Source organism: Pseudomonas sp. Z1-14 (assembly GCF_051132005.1).
Classification (GTDB): Bacteria; Pseudomonadota; Gammaproteobacteria; order Pseudomonadales; family Pseudomonadaceae; genus Aquipseudomonas.
The window spans coordinates 5,963,553-5,981,078 of the sequence record NZ_CP071646.1 but is presented as its reverse complement, the minus strand read 5'-3'; the positions used below and the strand labels follow the sequence as shown (position 1 = coordinate 5,981,078).

General features: G+C 61.2%; 5 protein-coding genes. 2 read left to right on the top strand and 3 right to left on the bottom strand.

The annotated features are described in order from the left end of the window. Positions 1-544 precede the first annotated feature (544 nt). Positions 545-1,225: a GntR family transcriptional regulator gene (locus J3P89_RS27355; protein ID WP_434626617.1), complete on the bottom strand. Its 681-nt coding sequence runs from the start codon at positions 1,223-1,225 to the stop codon at positions 545-547. Between the two features lie 232 nt (positions 1,226-1,457). On the opposite strand from J3P89_RS27355, the gene lapG reads away from it, so the two are divergent. Together lapG and lapD are read left to right on the top strand one after the other, a co-directional pair. Continuing rightward, positions 1,458-2,120 carry a cysteine protease LapG gene (gene lapG, locus J3P89_RS27350; protein ID WP_434570450.1) on the top strand — a complete coding sequence of 221 codons (663 nt, stop codon included), beginning with the start codon at positions 1,458-1,460 and terminating at the stop codon, positions 2,118-2,120. A 14-nt stretch (positions 2,121-2,134) separates the two neighbouring features. Beyond that, positions 2,135-4,081: a cyclic di-GMP receptor LapD gene (gene lapD / locus J3P89_RS27345; RefSeq protein ID WP_434570448.1), complete on the top strand. Its 1,947-nt coding sequence runs from the start codon at positions 2,135-2,137 to the stop codon at positions 4,079-4,081. A 186-nt stretch (positions 4,082-4,267) separates the two neighbouring features. Here lapD and J3P89_RS27340 read toward each other — a convergent pair whose 3' ends face one another. Then, entirely contained in the window at positions 4,268-4,606 is a 339-nt protein-coding gene (locus J3P89_RS27340) for a tryptophan synthase subunit beta (RefSeq protein WP_305497599.1), read from the bottom strand. A 120-nt stretch (positions 4,607-4,726) separates the two neighbouring features. Then, entirely contained in the window at positions 4,727-17,353 is a 12,627-nt protein-coding gene (locus J3P89_RS27335) for a retention module-containing protein (protein ID WP_434696232.1), read from the bottom strand. Between the last annotated feature and the right edge of the window lie 173 nt (positions 17,354-17,526).

The window sequence follows — 17,526 nt, the reverse complement described above, 5'->3', positions numbered from 1 at the left end:
CTGTCATGAGTTTTTGGGGTCGAAGGCAACTCGACGTAGAAAAAGTTAGTGCATGTAACAAAGGCTCTGCAAGTTATTTTTTATATATTTAAGTTGGCGTATTTCTTGGGCGTGAAGAGGGTTGTTAAAACTTTTCATATAAGTTTTATTGGGTCGAAGTTGCTCCTTCCGATTTATAACTATCAGAATCGAATGGTACGAGTGAATGCCTCACCCGGAGCACTTCAGAGAACGGGAATTAAGTAAGTGATGTTTTGTGGGCGGGAGACCGACCAGACTTGCGGGTCATCTCGCCGTTCGGACGACGCTCCTTGCGTGATGGCTTCGATTCGCCTGGGCCACAGCCAGGCGCTGACTTCTTCAGGTCTTTTTTGAATCGATAAACGCAAGAGTGAGCCCAAATGGATAGCAGTTCCATCGGACTGACGTCGCGATGGAACGCGGGCGCAGTCAGACCGCGCCGGGCAGGGCCATGGGGGTGTAGGAAGGATGTGTAAGAAAGTGCTACGCCGGCCGCGTCGCCGGCGCAGAGATGGGGTTGCGCTTATTGGTTGAGGTATCGGCGCATGGTGACGGAGGCTTTTTCCAAGTGCTGCTCAAGCAAGGCGACCGCTGTGTCGACATCCTTCGCCACCGCGGCTGCGAGCATCGCGCGGTGGTCGTCCTGGGTCAGCGTGCCCAGGCCCATCGATGACATGTGAAAACGCAGGAAACGCTCTTCCTCATTGAGCTCGTGCTCGACCAGGTCAAGCAGCTTGGCGTTGGGTGCCCTGTGGTAAAGCGACATATGAAACAGCCGATTGAGCCTGGCGATCTCGGCGTAGTCGGTTTGCGCCTCGAGTTGCTCGATGTACTGGGCGGCCATCGTCAGGTCGTTGTCGTTGAGCAGCGGAACGGACAGGCGCAGGGCGAAGCTTTCCAGGACCGAACGCAAGGCATAGGTTTCGATCGCATTGCTGGTGATCAGCGGAGCCACCACGGCGCCCTTGTGCTGTACCACGTTTAGCAATGACTGCGCCTCGAGCTGGCGTAATGCCTCGCGTACCGGCATGCGGCTGACGCCGAACAGGTCGGCCAGTTCCTGTTGGCGTAGCGCCGTGCCACTGGGCAGGCGCCCATCGAGAATGGCTTCACGCAGGGAGCTCTCGATGATGGCGCGGGCCTGGGAGGCGGGAATGGGGCCGTTGACCTGGATAGTGCTTAACGGGTTGGGCTTCTTTGTCACGACAACACCCTGACTGGTAGTAACGAAATTGGATCCAAGCCAACATTAGTTACAGATTGCCAAGCCGTCAAAGTCTCGCGGCGCCGGTTCCTGAACTAAAGTTTAGACTGCTTGCGGTGATTGCATCCTGCCATTGTCTTTTGCCCGGCCAGGCTTCACCATCCAACGAATTTTCCAACGGCCCTTTTCGGACGTATTCCCCTTGGCTGCACCTTTTCCTGTCCTCAGGTCCATGCGTTGGCTGTGTTCGGCATTGTTGCTGGCCGGCCTGCTGCTGGGCGGCCTGCGGGCCGATTGGGACTTTGCGCAGATCAGCCGCCGGGCGCAAGCGTTATATGGGCCTTTGGGCGAAGGGCAGCAACGGATCGACGCGTGGCAGCAACTGTTGGCGACCCAGAAGCAGATTCCGGAACTGGAACAACTCAAGGTAGTGAATCTGTTTTTCAACAAGCAGGTGCGCTACGTCGAAGACATCGACCTGTGGCGTGAGGTTGATTACTGGGAAACCCCTATCCAGGCCTTATGGAAGGGCGCAGGTGATTGCGAGGACTACGCCATCGCCAAGTATTTCAGCCTGCGCCGGCTCGGGGTGTCCAGTGACAAGCTGCGCATCACCTACGTCAAGGCCTTGCGGCAGAACCGGGCGCACATGGTGCTGACCTACTACGCCACGCCCGATGCCATGCCCTTGGTACTCGACAGCCTGATCGACGGTATCCAGCCGGCCAGCCAGCGAACCGACCTGCTGCCGGTCTACTCTTTCAATGCCGAAGGGCTGTGGCTGCCGGGCGCCAAGGGCAACAAAAAAGTGGGTGACACCAAGCGCCTGTCCCGCTGGCAGGATGTGTTGAAAAAAATGCAGGCCGAAGGTTTTCCGGTCGAGACGACTAACTAGGAGCGCGCGCTCAGATGTCCTTGTTCAAACAGCTGTTGATCGCTATCTGTCTGTTCCTGGTGGTTGCCTTCAGCGGCAGCTTCATGGTCAGCCTGGAAAGCTCGCGGACCCAGTACGTCAATCAATTGCGCTCGCACGCGCAGGATGCGGCCACGGCGCTGGCCTTGTCGCTGACGCCGAATATCGACGACCCGGCAATGGTCGAGCTGATGGTCAGCTCGATCTTCGACAGCGGCTACTACGCAAGCATCCGCGTGGTCGACGTGAAGAACGACAGCACCATCGTCGAACGCACCGGCATTCCGGACGCCGGCAACGTACCGCAGTGGTTCATCAAGCTCATTGGCCTGGAGCCGGCCGGTGGCGATGCGCTCGTCAGTCGGGGCTGGGAGCAGGCGGCACGGGTCGAAGTGGTCAGCCACCCTATGTTCGCCCTCGCCAAGCTGTGGCAGAGCGCGCTGGGCAGCCTGGGTTGGCTGTTGCTGTGCGGCGCTGTGAGCGCGGTGTTGGGGGCCTTGCTGCTGCGCCGTCAGCTCAAGCCGCTGGATTACATGGTGCACCAGTCCCATGCCATCGCCCGTCGGGAGTTCCTCAGCTTGCCGGAGCTGCCGCGTACCCCTGAGCTGCGCCGGGTGGTGCAGGCGATGAACCAGATGGTCGAAAAGCTCAAGGCGCTGTTCCAGGAGCAGGCCGAGCGCAGCGAGAAGCTGCGGGTCGAGTCCTATCAGGACAACCTCACGGGCCTGGCCAACCGACGTTACTTCGAAATGCAGCTGCATGCCCGGGTGAGCAATCCCGAGCAGGCCAGTTCCGGTTATCTGCTGTTGTTGCGGGTCAGGGACCTGGCCGGGTTGAACCAGCGGCTGGGCGGGCAGCGCACCGATCAGTTGCTCAAGGCCGTGGGCGAGCAATTGCTGCGTGAATGCGCGCGTTATCCGGAAACCCATAACCTGGTGACGCGCATCCGCGGCGGAGAGTTCGCCGTGTTGGCGCCCGGGCTGGTGCGCGAGGAAGCCTTGCAACTGGCGCAGAATCTCGAAGGCGCGTTGGCGAGCCTGCACGCCACCGGCGCGACGGACGTCGCATCGGTGGCCTCCATCGGGCTGGCGCCGTTCGTCCACGGCGACTCGCCGCAAGCGGTGCTCCAGCTCGGCGACCAGGCGCTGGCCCAGGCCGAAACCCAGGGTGAACCGGGCTGGGCCTGCCTGGATCACAGCGCGTCGGCAAGCGTTGGCGATGATCACCATGCCTGGCACAACCTGCTTGACCAGGCGCTGAGCAACCAGCGCTTCGAGCTGTATTTCCAGCCGGTGGTGGCCGCCCAGGACACCCAGGTGGTGCTGCATTACAAAGTGCTTTCGCGGCTGCTCGACGATCAGGGCCAGAGCATCCCCGCCGGGCGTTTCCTGCCATGGCTGGAGCGCTTCGGCTGGACTGCGCGCCTGGACCGCCTGATGCTCGAACAGGTGCTCAAGCAAATGGCCGGGCACGAGCAATCCCTGGCGCTCAACCTGTCCTCTGCCACGCTGGCCGACCCGCAGGCTTTGAACAAGGTCTTTGAAATCCTGCGGGCTCACGGCAATCTCGGGGCGCGCCTGACCCTGGAGATCGGTGAGGAGCAATTACCTGAGCAAGCGGTGCTGGAGCAGTTGACCCGGCAGTTGCGCGAGCTCGGTTTCTCCCTGAGCCTGCAGCGTTTCGGCGGACGGTTCAGCATGATCGGCAACTTGTCGCGGCTGGGGCTGGCGTATCTGAAAATCGACGGCAGTTATATTCGCGCCATCGACCAGGAGAGCGACAAGCGCCTGTTCATCGAAGCCATCCAGCGCGCCGCCCACAGCATCGACCTGCCGCTGATTGCCGAGCGGGTTGAGACGGAAGGCGAACTGGCGGTGATTCGCGAGATGGGGTTGTTTGGGGTGCAAGGGCAGTTGGTGGGCGAGCCTAAGCGTTGGGGATGAGTGCTGCGTTGTCTGTCAGTGAGCCTTCGCGAGCAGGCTCGCTCCCACATGGTTTTTTGTTGGGCTGAAGTTTGAAATTTACCCCCCATCCACTGTGGGAGCGAGCCTGCTCGCGATGGCGCCAGCTCAGACACCGTATAACCCCGTGGCTAGGGAGCTTGCTCCCTAGCCACGGTCAGCGGTGAATCAGATCAACCCCTTCTCATCGTCATCAATCAACCGACTCAACCCGCCCAGCGCTTCCCGTGCCTGGTTGCGGTCCATCAGCTTGGCCTGGGCCGCTGGCGGCAGGTCGGTGACGCGGATGACGCCTTTGCTGGTGAGTACCTGGATCAGGTCGTCGAGTACCCGGATCATCTCCAGGTCGCTCTGCTTGAGTTGCTTGAGGCTGTTCTCTACCGCCTGGTTGGCGAACCAGTCCTGGATCTCATGGTTGTCGGCCGGCAAGGTCTCGGTGGCCTCGGCATAAGCGGCGGCTTCGACGCGCACCAGCAGGCCTTGCGCATCGCGTTGCACATAAAACATCGGGCATCCCTCATGTATGAAGCGGCGTCATGCTGGGCAGCATAGGCCAACTGTGGGGATTATGAACACTTATCCTGTGGCGAGGGAGCAAGCGCCCTCGCCACAGAGTCTGTGTCAGGTTCAGCTGTTGTTGTGATCGATCTTGATGGTCGGGTCACTGCCAGCGATGAGCGAGTTCAGGTTGATGTTCGACCAATTGTTGCCTTCCAGCTTGATCGTCACGTCCGGCGTCGCCGCAGTGTTGGCCGCGTTGAATTGACCGGTGGTGCTGACTTGCAGGGAAGACACGCCATCGACCGTGCTGATCTTCAGGAAGTGGTCGATGGTGCTGCCGGTTTCGCCCTGCAACAGGTCTCGCAGGTCGATCCGGTCACCTTCGGCGGCCTTGAAGTCCTTGATCACGTCAGTGCCGGTGTCGCCGGATTTCCAGACGAAGGTATCGCCGCCCAGGCCACCGATGAGCGTGTCGTTGCCCTTGCCGCCGATCAGGATGTCGCTGCCGCTGCCACCGAGCAGGATGTCATTGCCCTTGCCGCCGTCGAGCAAATCGTTGCCGCCCTGGCCGAAGAGGATGTCGTTGCCGGCGCCGCCCAGCAGAGTGTCATTGCCATCATGGGCACCGGACACATCGAACGCGGTGTAGTGCTCGGTGATGTACTGGTGCACGTTCGAAGTGCTGACCTTGCTGACGTCCACGCCGCTTTGTTGGGCCACGAACGACTGGATGGCCTGGTAACCCTCGCCGGCGATGCCGTTGAAGCTCACCAGGTCGCCGAACAGGATGTCGTTGCCGTCGCCGCCATTGACCGTGTCGGCACCTGGCAACGTCGCTTCGGTGTGGCCGATGATCGAGTTGGCCAGGTCCTTGGGGTCGATGTTGGTTTGCGGCTTGCCATCGGAGTCGTACGGCTTGAGGTCGTCCAGGGTGACGCCGTTGTTCAGGCCGATGGCTTCAACGTTGCTCAAGCCTTTGAGCAGGGTGAAGCTGGCCGCTGAGCCGGCTGCTGCCGAGGCGTCGCCCCACCCGCCGCCGTCCAGGTTGGAGAACTCGAACGTGCCGTTGCCCTCGGCACGCACCGTGCCGACGTAACTGTCATTCCAGTTCTTGCCGCTCTTGGTCGACAGGTACATGTCGCCATTTTCTTCGATGGTGAATTTGTGTGTGCTGTCGATCGTCTGGGTGTAGTACTTGCCAACGGTATAGTTGGACGCACTCAGCACGTCGTCGAGCTTGACGGTGCCGTACAGCGTCGGGTTCGTCTGTTCGCCGGACTGGTAGCGCGTTGGCTCACCGTCGGTGATGAAGTACGTCAGGTTCTTCGCGCCGGTATTGCTCAGGGCCTGGGTGCTGTTGAAGAAGTTCGCGGTGGTCTTGAACACGTCTTCATAGTTGGTATTGCCGCCGGACACCATCGAGTCGAGCACGCTCTTGAGCAGTGTCAGCGCGTTCGGATCGTTGAGGTTGACCGCAACGTTCTTGTTTACCTGGTTATCGAAGTCCGCCAGGAAGATGTTCACCGTCCCGGAGTTGCTGCCCAGGCTCTGCTTGAGCGTGTTGAACACCTGGGTCAGCGAGTTCTTGGCGGCTGTGACGGACGACGAACTCATGCTGCCGGAGCTGTCGACCATGAACGCGATATTGTAGTTGACGCCCGGTACCACGGTCAGGCCGCCGATGTCGGCGACCACGATGTCGTTGCCGTCGGTACCGGTGACATTGTCGCTGCCGGAGGTGGCGGTGACAGCGTTATAGGTCGCCGGGTAAACGGTGACCGGGATCTGCGCGGTCGTCACTGCCGACCCGCCGAGGGATTCGGTGGAGGTCGACGTTACGGTCAGGTTGATCTGGCCGCTGAAGTAGGTCGGTGGCGTCAGGTTGAGGCTAGCCAGGTTCCAGCCGGTGAGCGAAGCTTCGCCGTTGGCGCCCACGGTTGCGGTATGTCCCGCGCCATCGCTCAGCACACTGCCTTCCGGCATGCCGCCGATTTTCACGCTCAGGCTTTCGGAGCCATCGGTGTCGGTCAGTGCGGTGGTGATCTTCGACAGCTTCACGCTGCCGCCTTCGGCGCCTTCGTTGAGCTTGTAGCCGTCGTAGTAGCCTTCGCCATTGGTGCCGTGCAGGTCGGAAACGGAAACCCCGGCATTCACCAGGTCAGCCACGCCGGTATACAGCGGTACGCCTGCGCTGCTCAGGTCCACCGGCGTGCTGCCGTTGACCGACAGGTTCACGTCATAACTGCCTGGGCCGGTCTGGTTGTGGTGGTAGATATCCAGGGTGTAATAGCCGCTGGTGGTCGGCGTGAACGAACCGTTCAACTGGCCGCCCGCACCCCAAGTGATGGCCGCGGCGGTCTTGCCGCCGATGGTCACCAGCAAACTGTCGTCGCCGGTGCCGCTGAAGGTGTAGGTCTTGCCGGCTTCCAGGAAGATCAGGCCCGAGGTCTTCGACGCGGTGCCCGGATTGACGTTGCCGTCGTTCTGAACGTTGCTCACATTGGTGCTGCTGTTCGGCGTGCCGGCGGCGTCGATCACCGACTTGAGCGTGCCGGACGGCGCGCCATTGCCATCGGTGCCCAGGCCCGACAGGCCGGTCCAGACTTCCTTGATCAGGCCGGTAGAGGTCACGTTGTTGCCGGCGACGTTGAGGGTCGGCGCATCGGCGGTTGGCGTGATGTCGATCTTCACGGTACCGGTGTTGCCCAGAGTCTGGCCGTCGGTTGGCTGGAACTTGATCTGCGCGTAGTCAGCCTGCTTGTTGCCCACGCCGCTGCCGCCGTAGCCATCGGCCCCGGATTCGTTGGCATCGGGTGTGAAGCGCAGCTTGCCGGCGTCGATGTCGGCCTTGGTGAAGGTCTGGTTGTTGGCGACGTCCTTCCACGTCGCCCCGTCCAGGTACTGCAGCTTGCCATCGCCTGGCAGCCCGGTGATTTTCACACCCTGGCTGGTGGCGGCGCTGTCCACGTCGCTGATGCCGAACGTCGACCAGCCGAGGACCAGTGAAGTGTCTTCGGTACCGGTCACCGCGCCACCGGTGGCTACGGGTGCGTCGTTGACTCCGACCACGTTCACGGTGGTGGTGGCGGTGTTGGAGTAGCTCGTGCCGTCGGTCACTGTCACGGTGATGACGCGCGGTACGGTGCTCGGATCTTCGCTGTTGTTGATGAAGCTGATGTTCTTGATCTGCTGCATGTAGTCGGCCAACGTCGCATTGCCCGTCAGCGTCAGGACGATTTTGCCGTCGGTGCTATTGGCGTTGATGCTGATGCCGTTGACGCTATTGCCCAGGTTCAGATGATCGCCAGGCTGACGGTTGGTCAGCACGATGGTGGCGCCGGTCAGCAGGGTGCTGTCCGGGTCGGTGATTTTCAGGTCGGTGTCGCCAATCGACACGCCCGGGCCGGTGGTGCCTTCGGTAAAGGTCACCTGGTAATCGGCGCCGGTCTTGCCGCTGGAATTGTTGGCGTCCAGGTCGAGTACCGGCGGTGCATCGTTGTCGATGATCGAAGTGCTGACGCTGCCATTGGTGCCGCTGACCGCCAGGTTCTCGAAGTTGCCACCGGTGGCCGAGTCGATCTTGACCACGAAGTTTTCAGTGCCTTCGGTGATCTTGTCGTCCAGGGTCGCCACGTTGAAGCTGGCGCTGGTGGCGTTGGCCGGGATCTTCACGGTGTAGACACCGGTGAAGTCCGAGCCATCGGCGGCGGTACCGCTGTAGACGATCTTGACCGTTACCTCGGTTTGCGCCGGGTTCGTCAGGTTGACCGTATACGTGGCGGTCTGGCCTTCGGTGACCGAAGTGCTGCCGGTGATGCTGACGGTGGTGTTGTCAGGCGTGTCGGTCACGGCGGTCACGGCTGGCGTGGTGCTCGGCACCAGGTTTTCGAAGTTACCACCGACAGCCTTGTCGATGCTGACTTCAACCTTGCCGGCGTCCTTGTAGACGTCGTCTTTCGGTGCATCGACGGTCACGGTGCCGGTCTTGGCGCCGGCGGCGATGTTGATCACCGCGCCGTTGCTCAGGGTCACGGTCACCGGCGAACCGGCGGCGTTGGTCAGGGTCGCGGTGTAAACAATCGAGCCGCCTTCAGCGACAGTATCAGTCGCGGACAGGGTCAGACCGGTAGTGTCTTGAACGTCCGTAACGGTCGTATCCGCAGGCTTACCGTCGATTTCCAGGTTTTCGTAGTTGCCACCTTTCGCGTCGTCGATCTTGACGCTCAGGTTGCTACCACCCGCCAACGCATCGTTAGGCGCGGTGAAGTTCGCCGAGCCGGAGCTTGCGCCGACTGGGATGGTGATGGACTGGCCGTTGCTCAAGGTCACTACGAGCGGAGCGCCGGTGACTGGAGCGTTCACCGAAGCGGTGTAAACCACAGTGCCGCCTTCGCCCACGGAAGGGGAAGCCGTCAGGCTGACAGTCGAGGTGTCGAGCGTGTCGGTGACGTCAGTCACGGCTGGCGTGGTGCTCGGGACCAGGTTTTCGAAGTTGCCGCCAGTCGCTTTATCGATGCTGACTTCAACCTTGCCGGCGTCCTTGTAGACATCGTCTTTCGGCGCGTCGACAGTGACGGTGCCAGTGGTAGCGCCGGCGGCGATATTGATCACGGCACCGTTGCTCAGGGTGATGGTCACCGGCGAGCCGGCAGCGTTGCTCAAGGTCGCGGTGTAAACAATCGAACCGCCCTCGGCGATGGTGTCGGTCGCGGACAGAGTCAGACCGGTAGTGTCCTGGGTATCAGTGACTGCGGTGTCCGCAGGCTTGCCGTCGATTTCCAGGTTTTCGTAGTTGCCGCCTTTGGCGTCGTCGATCTTGACGCTGAGGTTGCTGCCACCCGCCAACGCATCATTAGGCGCGGTGAAGTTCACCGAGCCGGAGCTTGCGCCGACTGGGATGGTGATGGACTGGCCGTTGCTCAAGTTCACCACGAGCGGGACGCCGGTGACTGGAGCGTTCACCGAAGCGGTGTAAACCACGGTGCCGCCTTCGCCAACCGTCGAAGTCGCGGTGAGCGAAACGGTGCTGGTGTCGAGGGTATCGGTCACGTCGGTGACGACTGGTGCAGTGTTAGGCACCAGGTTTTCGAAGTTGCCACCGGTAGCTTTATCGATGCTGACTTCAACTTTGCCAGCGTCTTTGTAGACATCATCTTTCGGTGCGTCGACGGTCACGGTCCCGGTCTTGGCGCCGGCGGCGATGTTGATCACGGCACCGTTGCTCAGGGTGATGGTCACCGGCGAGCCGGCAGCGTTGCTCAAGGTCGCGGTGTAAACAATCGAACCGCCCTCGGCGATGGTGTCGGTCGCGGACAGAGTCAGGCCGGTAGTGTCCTGGGTATCAGTTACTGCGGTGTCCGCAGGCTTGCCGTCGATTTCCAGGTTTTCGTAGTTGCCGCCTTTGGCGTCGTCGATCTTGACGCTCAGGTTGCTGCCGCCCGCCAACGCATCGTTGGGCGCGGTGAAGTTCACCGAGCCGGAGCTGGAACCAACTGGAATGGTGATGCTTTGACCATTCGACAGCGTGACGACCAGCGGAGCACCGGTGACTGGTGCGTTTACGGATGCTGTGTAAACCACAGTGCCGCCTTCGCCCACGGAAGGGGAAGCGGTCAAGCTGACAGTCGAGGTGTCGAGCGTGTCGGTGACGTCGGTCACGGCTGGCGTGGTGCTCGGCACCAGGTTTTCGAAGTTGCCACCGACAGCCTTGTCGATGCTGACTTCAACCTTGCCGGCGTCCTTGTAGACGTCGTCTTTCGGTGCGTCGACGGTCACGGTCCCGGTCTTGGCGCCGGCGGCGATGTTGATCACGGCACCGTTGCTCAGGGTGATGGTCACCGGCGAGCCGGCAGCGTTGCTCAAGGTCGCGGTGTAAACAATCGAACCGCCCTCGGCGATGGTGTCGGTCGCGGACAGAGTCAGGCCGGTAGTGTCCTGGGTATCAGTTACTGCGGTGTCCGCAGGCTTGCCGTCGATTTCCAGGTTTTCGTAGTTGCCGCCTTTGGCGTCGTCGATCTTGACGCTCAGGTTGCTGCCGCCCGCCAACGCATCGTTGGGCGCGGTGAAGTTCACCGAGCCGGAGCTGGAACCAACTGGAATGGTGATGCTTTGACCATTCGACAGCGTGACGACCAGCGGAGCACCGGTGACTGGTGCGTTTACGGATGCTGTGTAAACCACAGTGCCGCCTTCGCCCACGGAAGGGGAAGCGGTCAAGCTGACAGTCGAGGTGTCGAGCGTGTCGGTGACGTCGGTCACGGCTGGCGTGGTGCTCGGCACCAGGTTTTCGAAGTTGCCACCGACAGCCTTGTCGATGCTGACTTCAACCTTGCCGGCGTCCTTGTAGACGTCGTCTTTCGGTGCATCGACAGTCACGGTGCCGGTCTTGGCGCCGGCGGCGATGTTGATCACCGCGCCGTTGCTCAGGGTCACGGTCACCGGCGAACCGGCGGCGTTGGTCAGGGTCGCGGTGTAAACAATCGAGCCGCCTTCAGCGACAGTATCAGTCGCGGATAGAGTCAGACCGGTAGTGTCTTGAACGTCCGTAACGGTCGTATCCGCAGGCTTACCGTCGATTTCCAGGTTTTCGAAGTTGCCGCCTTTCGCGTCGTCGATCTTGACGCTGAGGTTGCTGCCACCCGCCAACGCATCATTAGGCGCGGTGAAGTTCACAGAGCCGGAGCTGGAACCAACTGGGATAGTGATGCTTTGACCATTCGACAGCGTGACGACCAGCGGAGCACCGGTGACTGGAGCGTCCACCGAAGCGGTGTAAACCACAACGCCGCCTTCGCCAACAGTCGAAGTCGCGGTGAGCGAAACGGTGCTGGTGTCGAGGGTGTCGGTCACGTCGGTGACGACTGGTGCAGTGTTAGGCACCAGGTTTTCAAAGTTGCCACCGGTAGCTTTATCGATGCTGACTTCGACCTTACCGGCGTCCTTGTAGACGTCGTCTTTTGGCGCGTCGACAGTGACGGTGCCAGTGGTAGCGCCGGCGGCGATATTGATCACGGCACCGTTGCTCAGGGTGATGGTCACCGGCGAGCCGGCAGCGTTAGTCAGGGTCGCGGTGTAAACAATCGAACCACCTTCGGCTACGGTGTCGGTTGCAGACAGCGTCAGACCGGTAGTGTCTTGGGTATCAGTTACTGCGGTATCTGCAGGCTTGCCGTCGATTTCCAGGTTTTCGTAGTTGCCACCTTTCGCGTCGTCGATCTTGACGCTCAGGTTGCTACCGCCAGCCAATGCATCATTAGGTGCGGTGAAGTTCACCGAGCCAGAGCTTGCGCCGACTGGAATGGTGATGGACTGGCCGTTGCTCAAGTTCACCACGAGCGGGACGCCGGTGACTGGAGCGTTCACCGAAGCGGTGTAAACCACAGTGCCGCCTTCGCCCACGGAAGGGGAAGCCGTCAGGCTGACAGTCGAGGTGTCGAGCGTGTCGGTGACGTCAGTCACGGCTGGCGTGGTGCTCGGGACCAGGTTTTCGAAGTTGCCACCAGTCGCTTTATCGATGCTGACTTCAACCTTGCCGGCGTCCTTGTAGACGTCGTCTTTCGGTGCATCGACGGTCACGGTGCCGGTCTTGGCACCGGCGGCGATGTTGATCACCGCGCCGTTGCTCAGGGTCACGGTCACTGGCGAGCCAGCGGCGTTGGTGAGGGTCGCGGTATAGGTGATCTGGCCGCCCTCGGCGACCGAGTTGGCGGCGCTCAGGCTCAGGCCGGTGGTGTCCTGGACATCGGTGACGGTGGTGCCGGCAGGCTTGCCGTCGATTTCCAGGTTTTCGTAATTGCCGCCCTTGGCGTCGTCGATCTTGACGCTGAGGTTGCTGCCGCCCGCCAACGCATCGTTAGGCGCGGTGAAGTTCACCGAGCCGGAGCTTGCGCCGACTGGGATGGTGATGGACTGGCCGTTGCTCAAGGTCACTACGAGCGGAGCGCCGGTGACTGGAGCGTTCACCGAAGCGGTGTAAACCACAGTGCCGCCTTCGCCCACGGAAGGGGAAGCCGTCAGGCTGACAGTCGAGGTGTCGAGCGTGTCGGTGACGTCAGTCACGGCTGGCGTGATGCTCGGGACCAGGTTTTCGAAGTTGCCGCCAGTCGCTTTATCGATGCTGACTTCAACCTTGCCGGCGTCCTTGTAGACGTCGTCTTTCGGTGCATCGACGGTCACGGTGCCGGTCTTGGCACCGGCGGCGATGTTGATCACCGCGCCGTTGCTCAGGGTCACGGTCACCGGCGAACCGGCGGCGTTGGTCAGGGTCGCGGTGTAAACAATCGAGCCGCCTTCAGCGACAGTATCAGTCGCGGACAGAGTCAGACCGGTAGTGTCTTGAACGTCCGTAACGGTCGTATCCGCAGGCTTACCGTCGATTTCCAGGTTTTCGAAGTTGCCGCCTTTCGCGTCGTCGATCTTGACGCTGAGGTTGCTGCCACCCGCCAACGCATCATTAGGCGCGGTGAAGTTCACAGAGCCGGAGCTGGAACCAACTGGGATAGTGATGCTTTGACCATTCGACAGCGTGACGACCAGCGGAGCACCGGTGACTGGAGCGTCCACCGAAGCGGTGTAAACCACAACGCCGCCTTCGCCAACAGTCGAAGTCGCGGTGAGCGAAACGGTGCTGGTGTCGAGGGTGTCGGTCACGTCGGTGACGACTGGTGCAGTGTTCGGCACCAAATTTTCGAAGTTGCCACCGGTAGCTTTATCGATGCTGACTTCGACCTTACCGGCGTCCTTGTAGACGTCGTCTTTTGGCGCGTCGACGGTCACGGTGCCAGTGGTGGCGCCGGCAGCGATGTTGATCACTGTGCCGTTGCTCAGGGTGATGGTGACAGGCGAACCGGCAGCATTGGTCAGGGTCGCGGTGTAAACAATCGAACCACCCTCGGCGACGGTGTCAGTCGCGGACAGGGTCAGGCCCGTGGCATCAGTCGAATCGGTGACCGCGGTATCCGCAGGCTTGCCGTCGATTTCCAGGTTTTCGTAGTTGCCGCCTTTGGCGTCGTCAATCTTGACGCTGAGGTTGCTGCCGCCCGCCAGCGCATCGTTAGGTGCGGTGAAGTTCACTGAGCCGGAGCTTGCGCCGACCGGGATGGTGATGCTTTGGCCATTCGACAGGGTGACGACCAGCGGAGCGCCGGTGACCGGAGCATTCACCGAAGCGGTGTAAACCACAACGCCGCCTTCGCCAACCGTCGAAGTCGCGGTGAGCGAAACGGTGCTGGTATCGAGGGTATCGGTCACGTCCGTCACGACTGGTGCAGTGTTAGGCACCAGGTTTTCAAAGTTGCCACCGGTAGCTTTATCGATGCTGACTTCGACCTTACCGGCGTCCTTGTAGACGTCGTCTTTTGGCGCGTCGACGGTCACGGTGCCAGTGGTGGCGCCGGCAGCGATATTAATCACGGCGCCGTTGCTCAGGGTGATGGTCACCGGCGAGCCGGCAGCGTTGGTCAAAGTGGCGGTATAAACGATGGAGCCGCCCTCAGCCACGGTGTCGGTTGCGGACAAGGTCAGGCCGGTAGTGTCTTGAACGTCCGTAACGGTCGTGTCCGCAGGCTTGCCGTCAATTTCCAGGTTTTCGTAGTTGCCGCCTTTCGCGTCGTCGATCTTGACGCTCAGGTTGCTGCCACCCGCCAACGCATCGTTGGGCGCGGTGAAGTTCACTGAGCCGGAGCTGGAACCCACGGGGATAGTAATGGATTGGCCGTTGCTCAAGTTCACTACGAGCGGAGCGCCGGTGACTGGAGCATTCACCGAAGCGGTGTAAACCACAGTGCCGCCTTCGCCAACCGTCGAAGTCGCGGTGAGCGAAACGGTGCTGGTATCGAGGGTATCGGTCACGTCGGTGACGACTGGTGCAGTGTTAGGCACCAGATTCTCAAAGTTACCGCCAACTGCCGTGTCGATGCTGACTTCAACCTTGCCGGCATCCTTGTAGACATCGTCTTTCGGCGCGTCGACAGTGACGGTGCCAGTGGTAGCGCCGGCGGCGATATTGATCACGGCGCCGTTGCTCAAGGTAATGGTGACAGGCGAGCCCGCTGCGTTAGTCAGGGTAGCGGTGTAAACAATCGAACCGCCCTCGGCTACGGTGTCGGTTGCAGACAGCGTCAGACCGGTAGTGTCTTGGGTATCAGTTACTGCGGTATCCGCAGGCTTGCCGTCGATTTCGAGGTTTTCGTAGTTGCCGCCTTTCGCGTCGTCGATCTTGACGCTGAGGTTGCTGCCACCCGCCAACGCATCGTTAGGCGCGGTGAAGTTCACTGAGCCGGAGCTGGAACCAACTGGGATGGTGATGCTTTGACCATTCGACAGCGTGACGACCAGCGGAGCACCGGTGACTGGAGCGTTCACCGAAGCGGTGTAAACCACAACGCCGCCTTCGCCAACCGTCGAAGTCGCGGTGAGCGAAACGGTGCTGGTATCGAGGGTATCGTTCACGTCCGTCACGACTGGTGCAGTGTTAGGCACCAGGTTCTCAAAGTTACCGCCAACTGCCGTGTCGATGCTGACTTCAACCTTGCCGGCGTCTTTGTAGACGTCATCTTTCGGTGCGTCGACAGTTACGGTGCCAGTGGTGGCGCCAGCGGCGATGTTGATGACCGCGCCGTTGCTCAGGGTGATGGTGACAGGCGAGCCGGCAGCGTTAGTCAGGGTCGCGGTGTAAACGATGGACCCGCCTTCGGCGACGGTGTCGGTTGCGGACAAGGTCAGGCCGGTAGTATCAGCCGAATCAGTAATCGTAGTAACCGCAGGCGTAGTGCTCGGCACCAGATTCTCGAAGTTGCCGCCGGTTGCGCCGGTAATCGTAGTGCTGACGGTGCTGCCATTGTTGTAGACGTCGTTGGCTGGGGTATCGACAGCCACGGTGCCGGTGGTCTGGCCGGCGGCGATAGTGATCACCGAGCCATTGCTCAACGTCACGGTCACCGGCGTCTGAGCAGGATTGGTCAGTGTCGCGGTGTAAGTGATCTGACCGCCTTCGGTGATGGTTTCGCTGGCGCTGAGCGTCAGGCCAGTCGTATCAGCCGAATCAGTGATCGTAGTAACGGCAGGCGTCGTGCTCGGCACCAGGTTTTCGAAGTTGCCGCCGGTTGCGCCGGTGATCGTAGTGCTGACAGTGCTGCCGTTGTTGTAGACGTCGTTGGCTGGGGTATCCACGGCAACGGTGCCGGTGGTCTGGCCAGCGGCGATAGTGATCACCGAGCCATTGCTCAACGTCACGGTCACCGGCGTCTGGGCCGGATTGGTCAACGTGGCGGTGTAGGTGATCTGGCCACCTTCGGTGATGGTTTCGCTGGCGCTGAGCGTCAGGCCAGTCGTATCAGCCGAGTCAGAGATCGTAGTGAGCGCAGGCGTAGTGCTCGGTACCAGGTTCTCGAAGTTACCGCCGGTTGCGCCAGTAATCGTAGTACTGACAGTGCTGCCATTGTTGTAGACGTCGTTAGCCGGGGTATTGACCGCCACGGTACCGGTGGTCTGGCCGGCGGCGATAGTGATCACCGAGCCATTGCTCAGCGTCACGGTCACCGGCGTCTGGGCCGGATTGGTCAACGTGGCGGTGTAAGTGATCTGGCCGCCTTCGGTGATGGTTTCGCTGGCGGTCAAAGTCAGGCCAGTGGCATCAGCCGAATCAGTGATCGTAGTAACCGCAGGCGTAGCGCTCGGCACCAGATTTTCGAAGTTACCGCCAGTAGCGCCGGTAATCGTAGTGCTGACGGTGCTGCCGTTGTTATAGGCGTCGTTAGCCGGAGTATCGACAGCCACGGTACCGGTGGTCTGGCCAGCGGCAATCGTGATGACCGAGCCATTGCTCAATGTCACGGTCACCGGCGTCTGGGCCGGGTTGGTCAGCGTCGCGGTGTAGGTGATCTGGCCGCCTTCGGTGACAGTATTGCCGGCGCTCAGGGTGACGGTGGTGGTGTCGACGGTGTCGGTGATCTGCGTCACGGCTGGCGTGGTCGGCAGGGTCACGGCGATGCCGGTGCCGCCAGTGGTGCCGGTGACGGTCACGCTGACTTGGCTGGGGTCGTTGTAGACCGTGTCGTTCGGTGCCAGGGGCACGTTGACGCTACCGGTCAGTTGCCCGGCCGGGATCACGATCACCGCGCCGTTGGACAGGGTTACGGTCAGGTTGGTCTGCGGCGCCTGGGTCACGGTCGCGGTGTAGACCAGCACGCCCCCGGCCTCGGTCAGGGTAGGGGTGGCGCTCAAAGTCATCGTCGCATTGAGCACTGCGTTGGCGGTGGTATCGGCGTTGTCGTCGCCACCCAGGATGTTGTCATCGGTTGCCGCGGCCGCAGCGAGGCCTTCGGTCGGGAAGCCGATGGTGGGGTCGACGCTGCCGGCCGTGGCATCCAGCACGACGAAGCTATGACCGCCGCCCACGGCTCCGCCTGTACCGGCAGCGGTGGCGCCGGCCGCGGTGGCTTCCAGGGCGGTGGTCGGGTCGACACCGGCGGCGATGGCTTGCTGCAGCTCTTCTACTGAAGGCGCGGCTTGGGCAGTGGCCTGTTCGAGGTCGGTGGAAGAGTCCGGCGCGCTGGCGCTCCACTGGGTATCGCGGCCCAGGTCGAGCGTGCGGCCGTCAGCCAGTTCCAACGTGACGGCGCCGGCAGGTCCGGTGTCCAGCTGGTCGCCTACGTTAAGGCGATCGCCTTCAATGAGTACGCGCCGAATGCCCTCGGGGGAAACGACGAAAACCTGACCAACAATGCTTTTGACAACGGCAATAACACTGCTCATTGAAGACTCTCCGGGTACCACGTTCAGTAGACTTCCATGGACCCGACAGCCTCGTTGGCCATAGCGGTCTGGACGTTCATGCGCACAAAGGGATAATGTTTTGACGCTGGCAATATGACGATATTTTGACAGCTAGTTCGGCTTATTTTGTTTCTGCCAAACTATTGACCTTA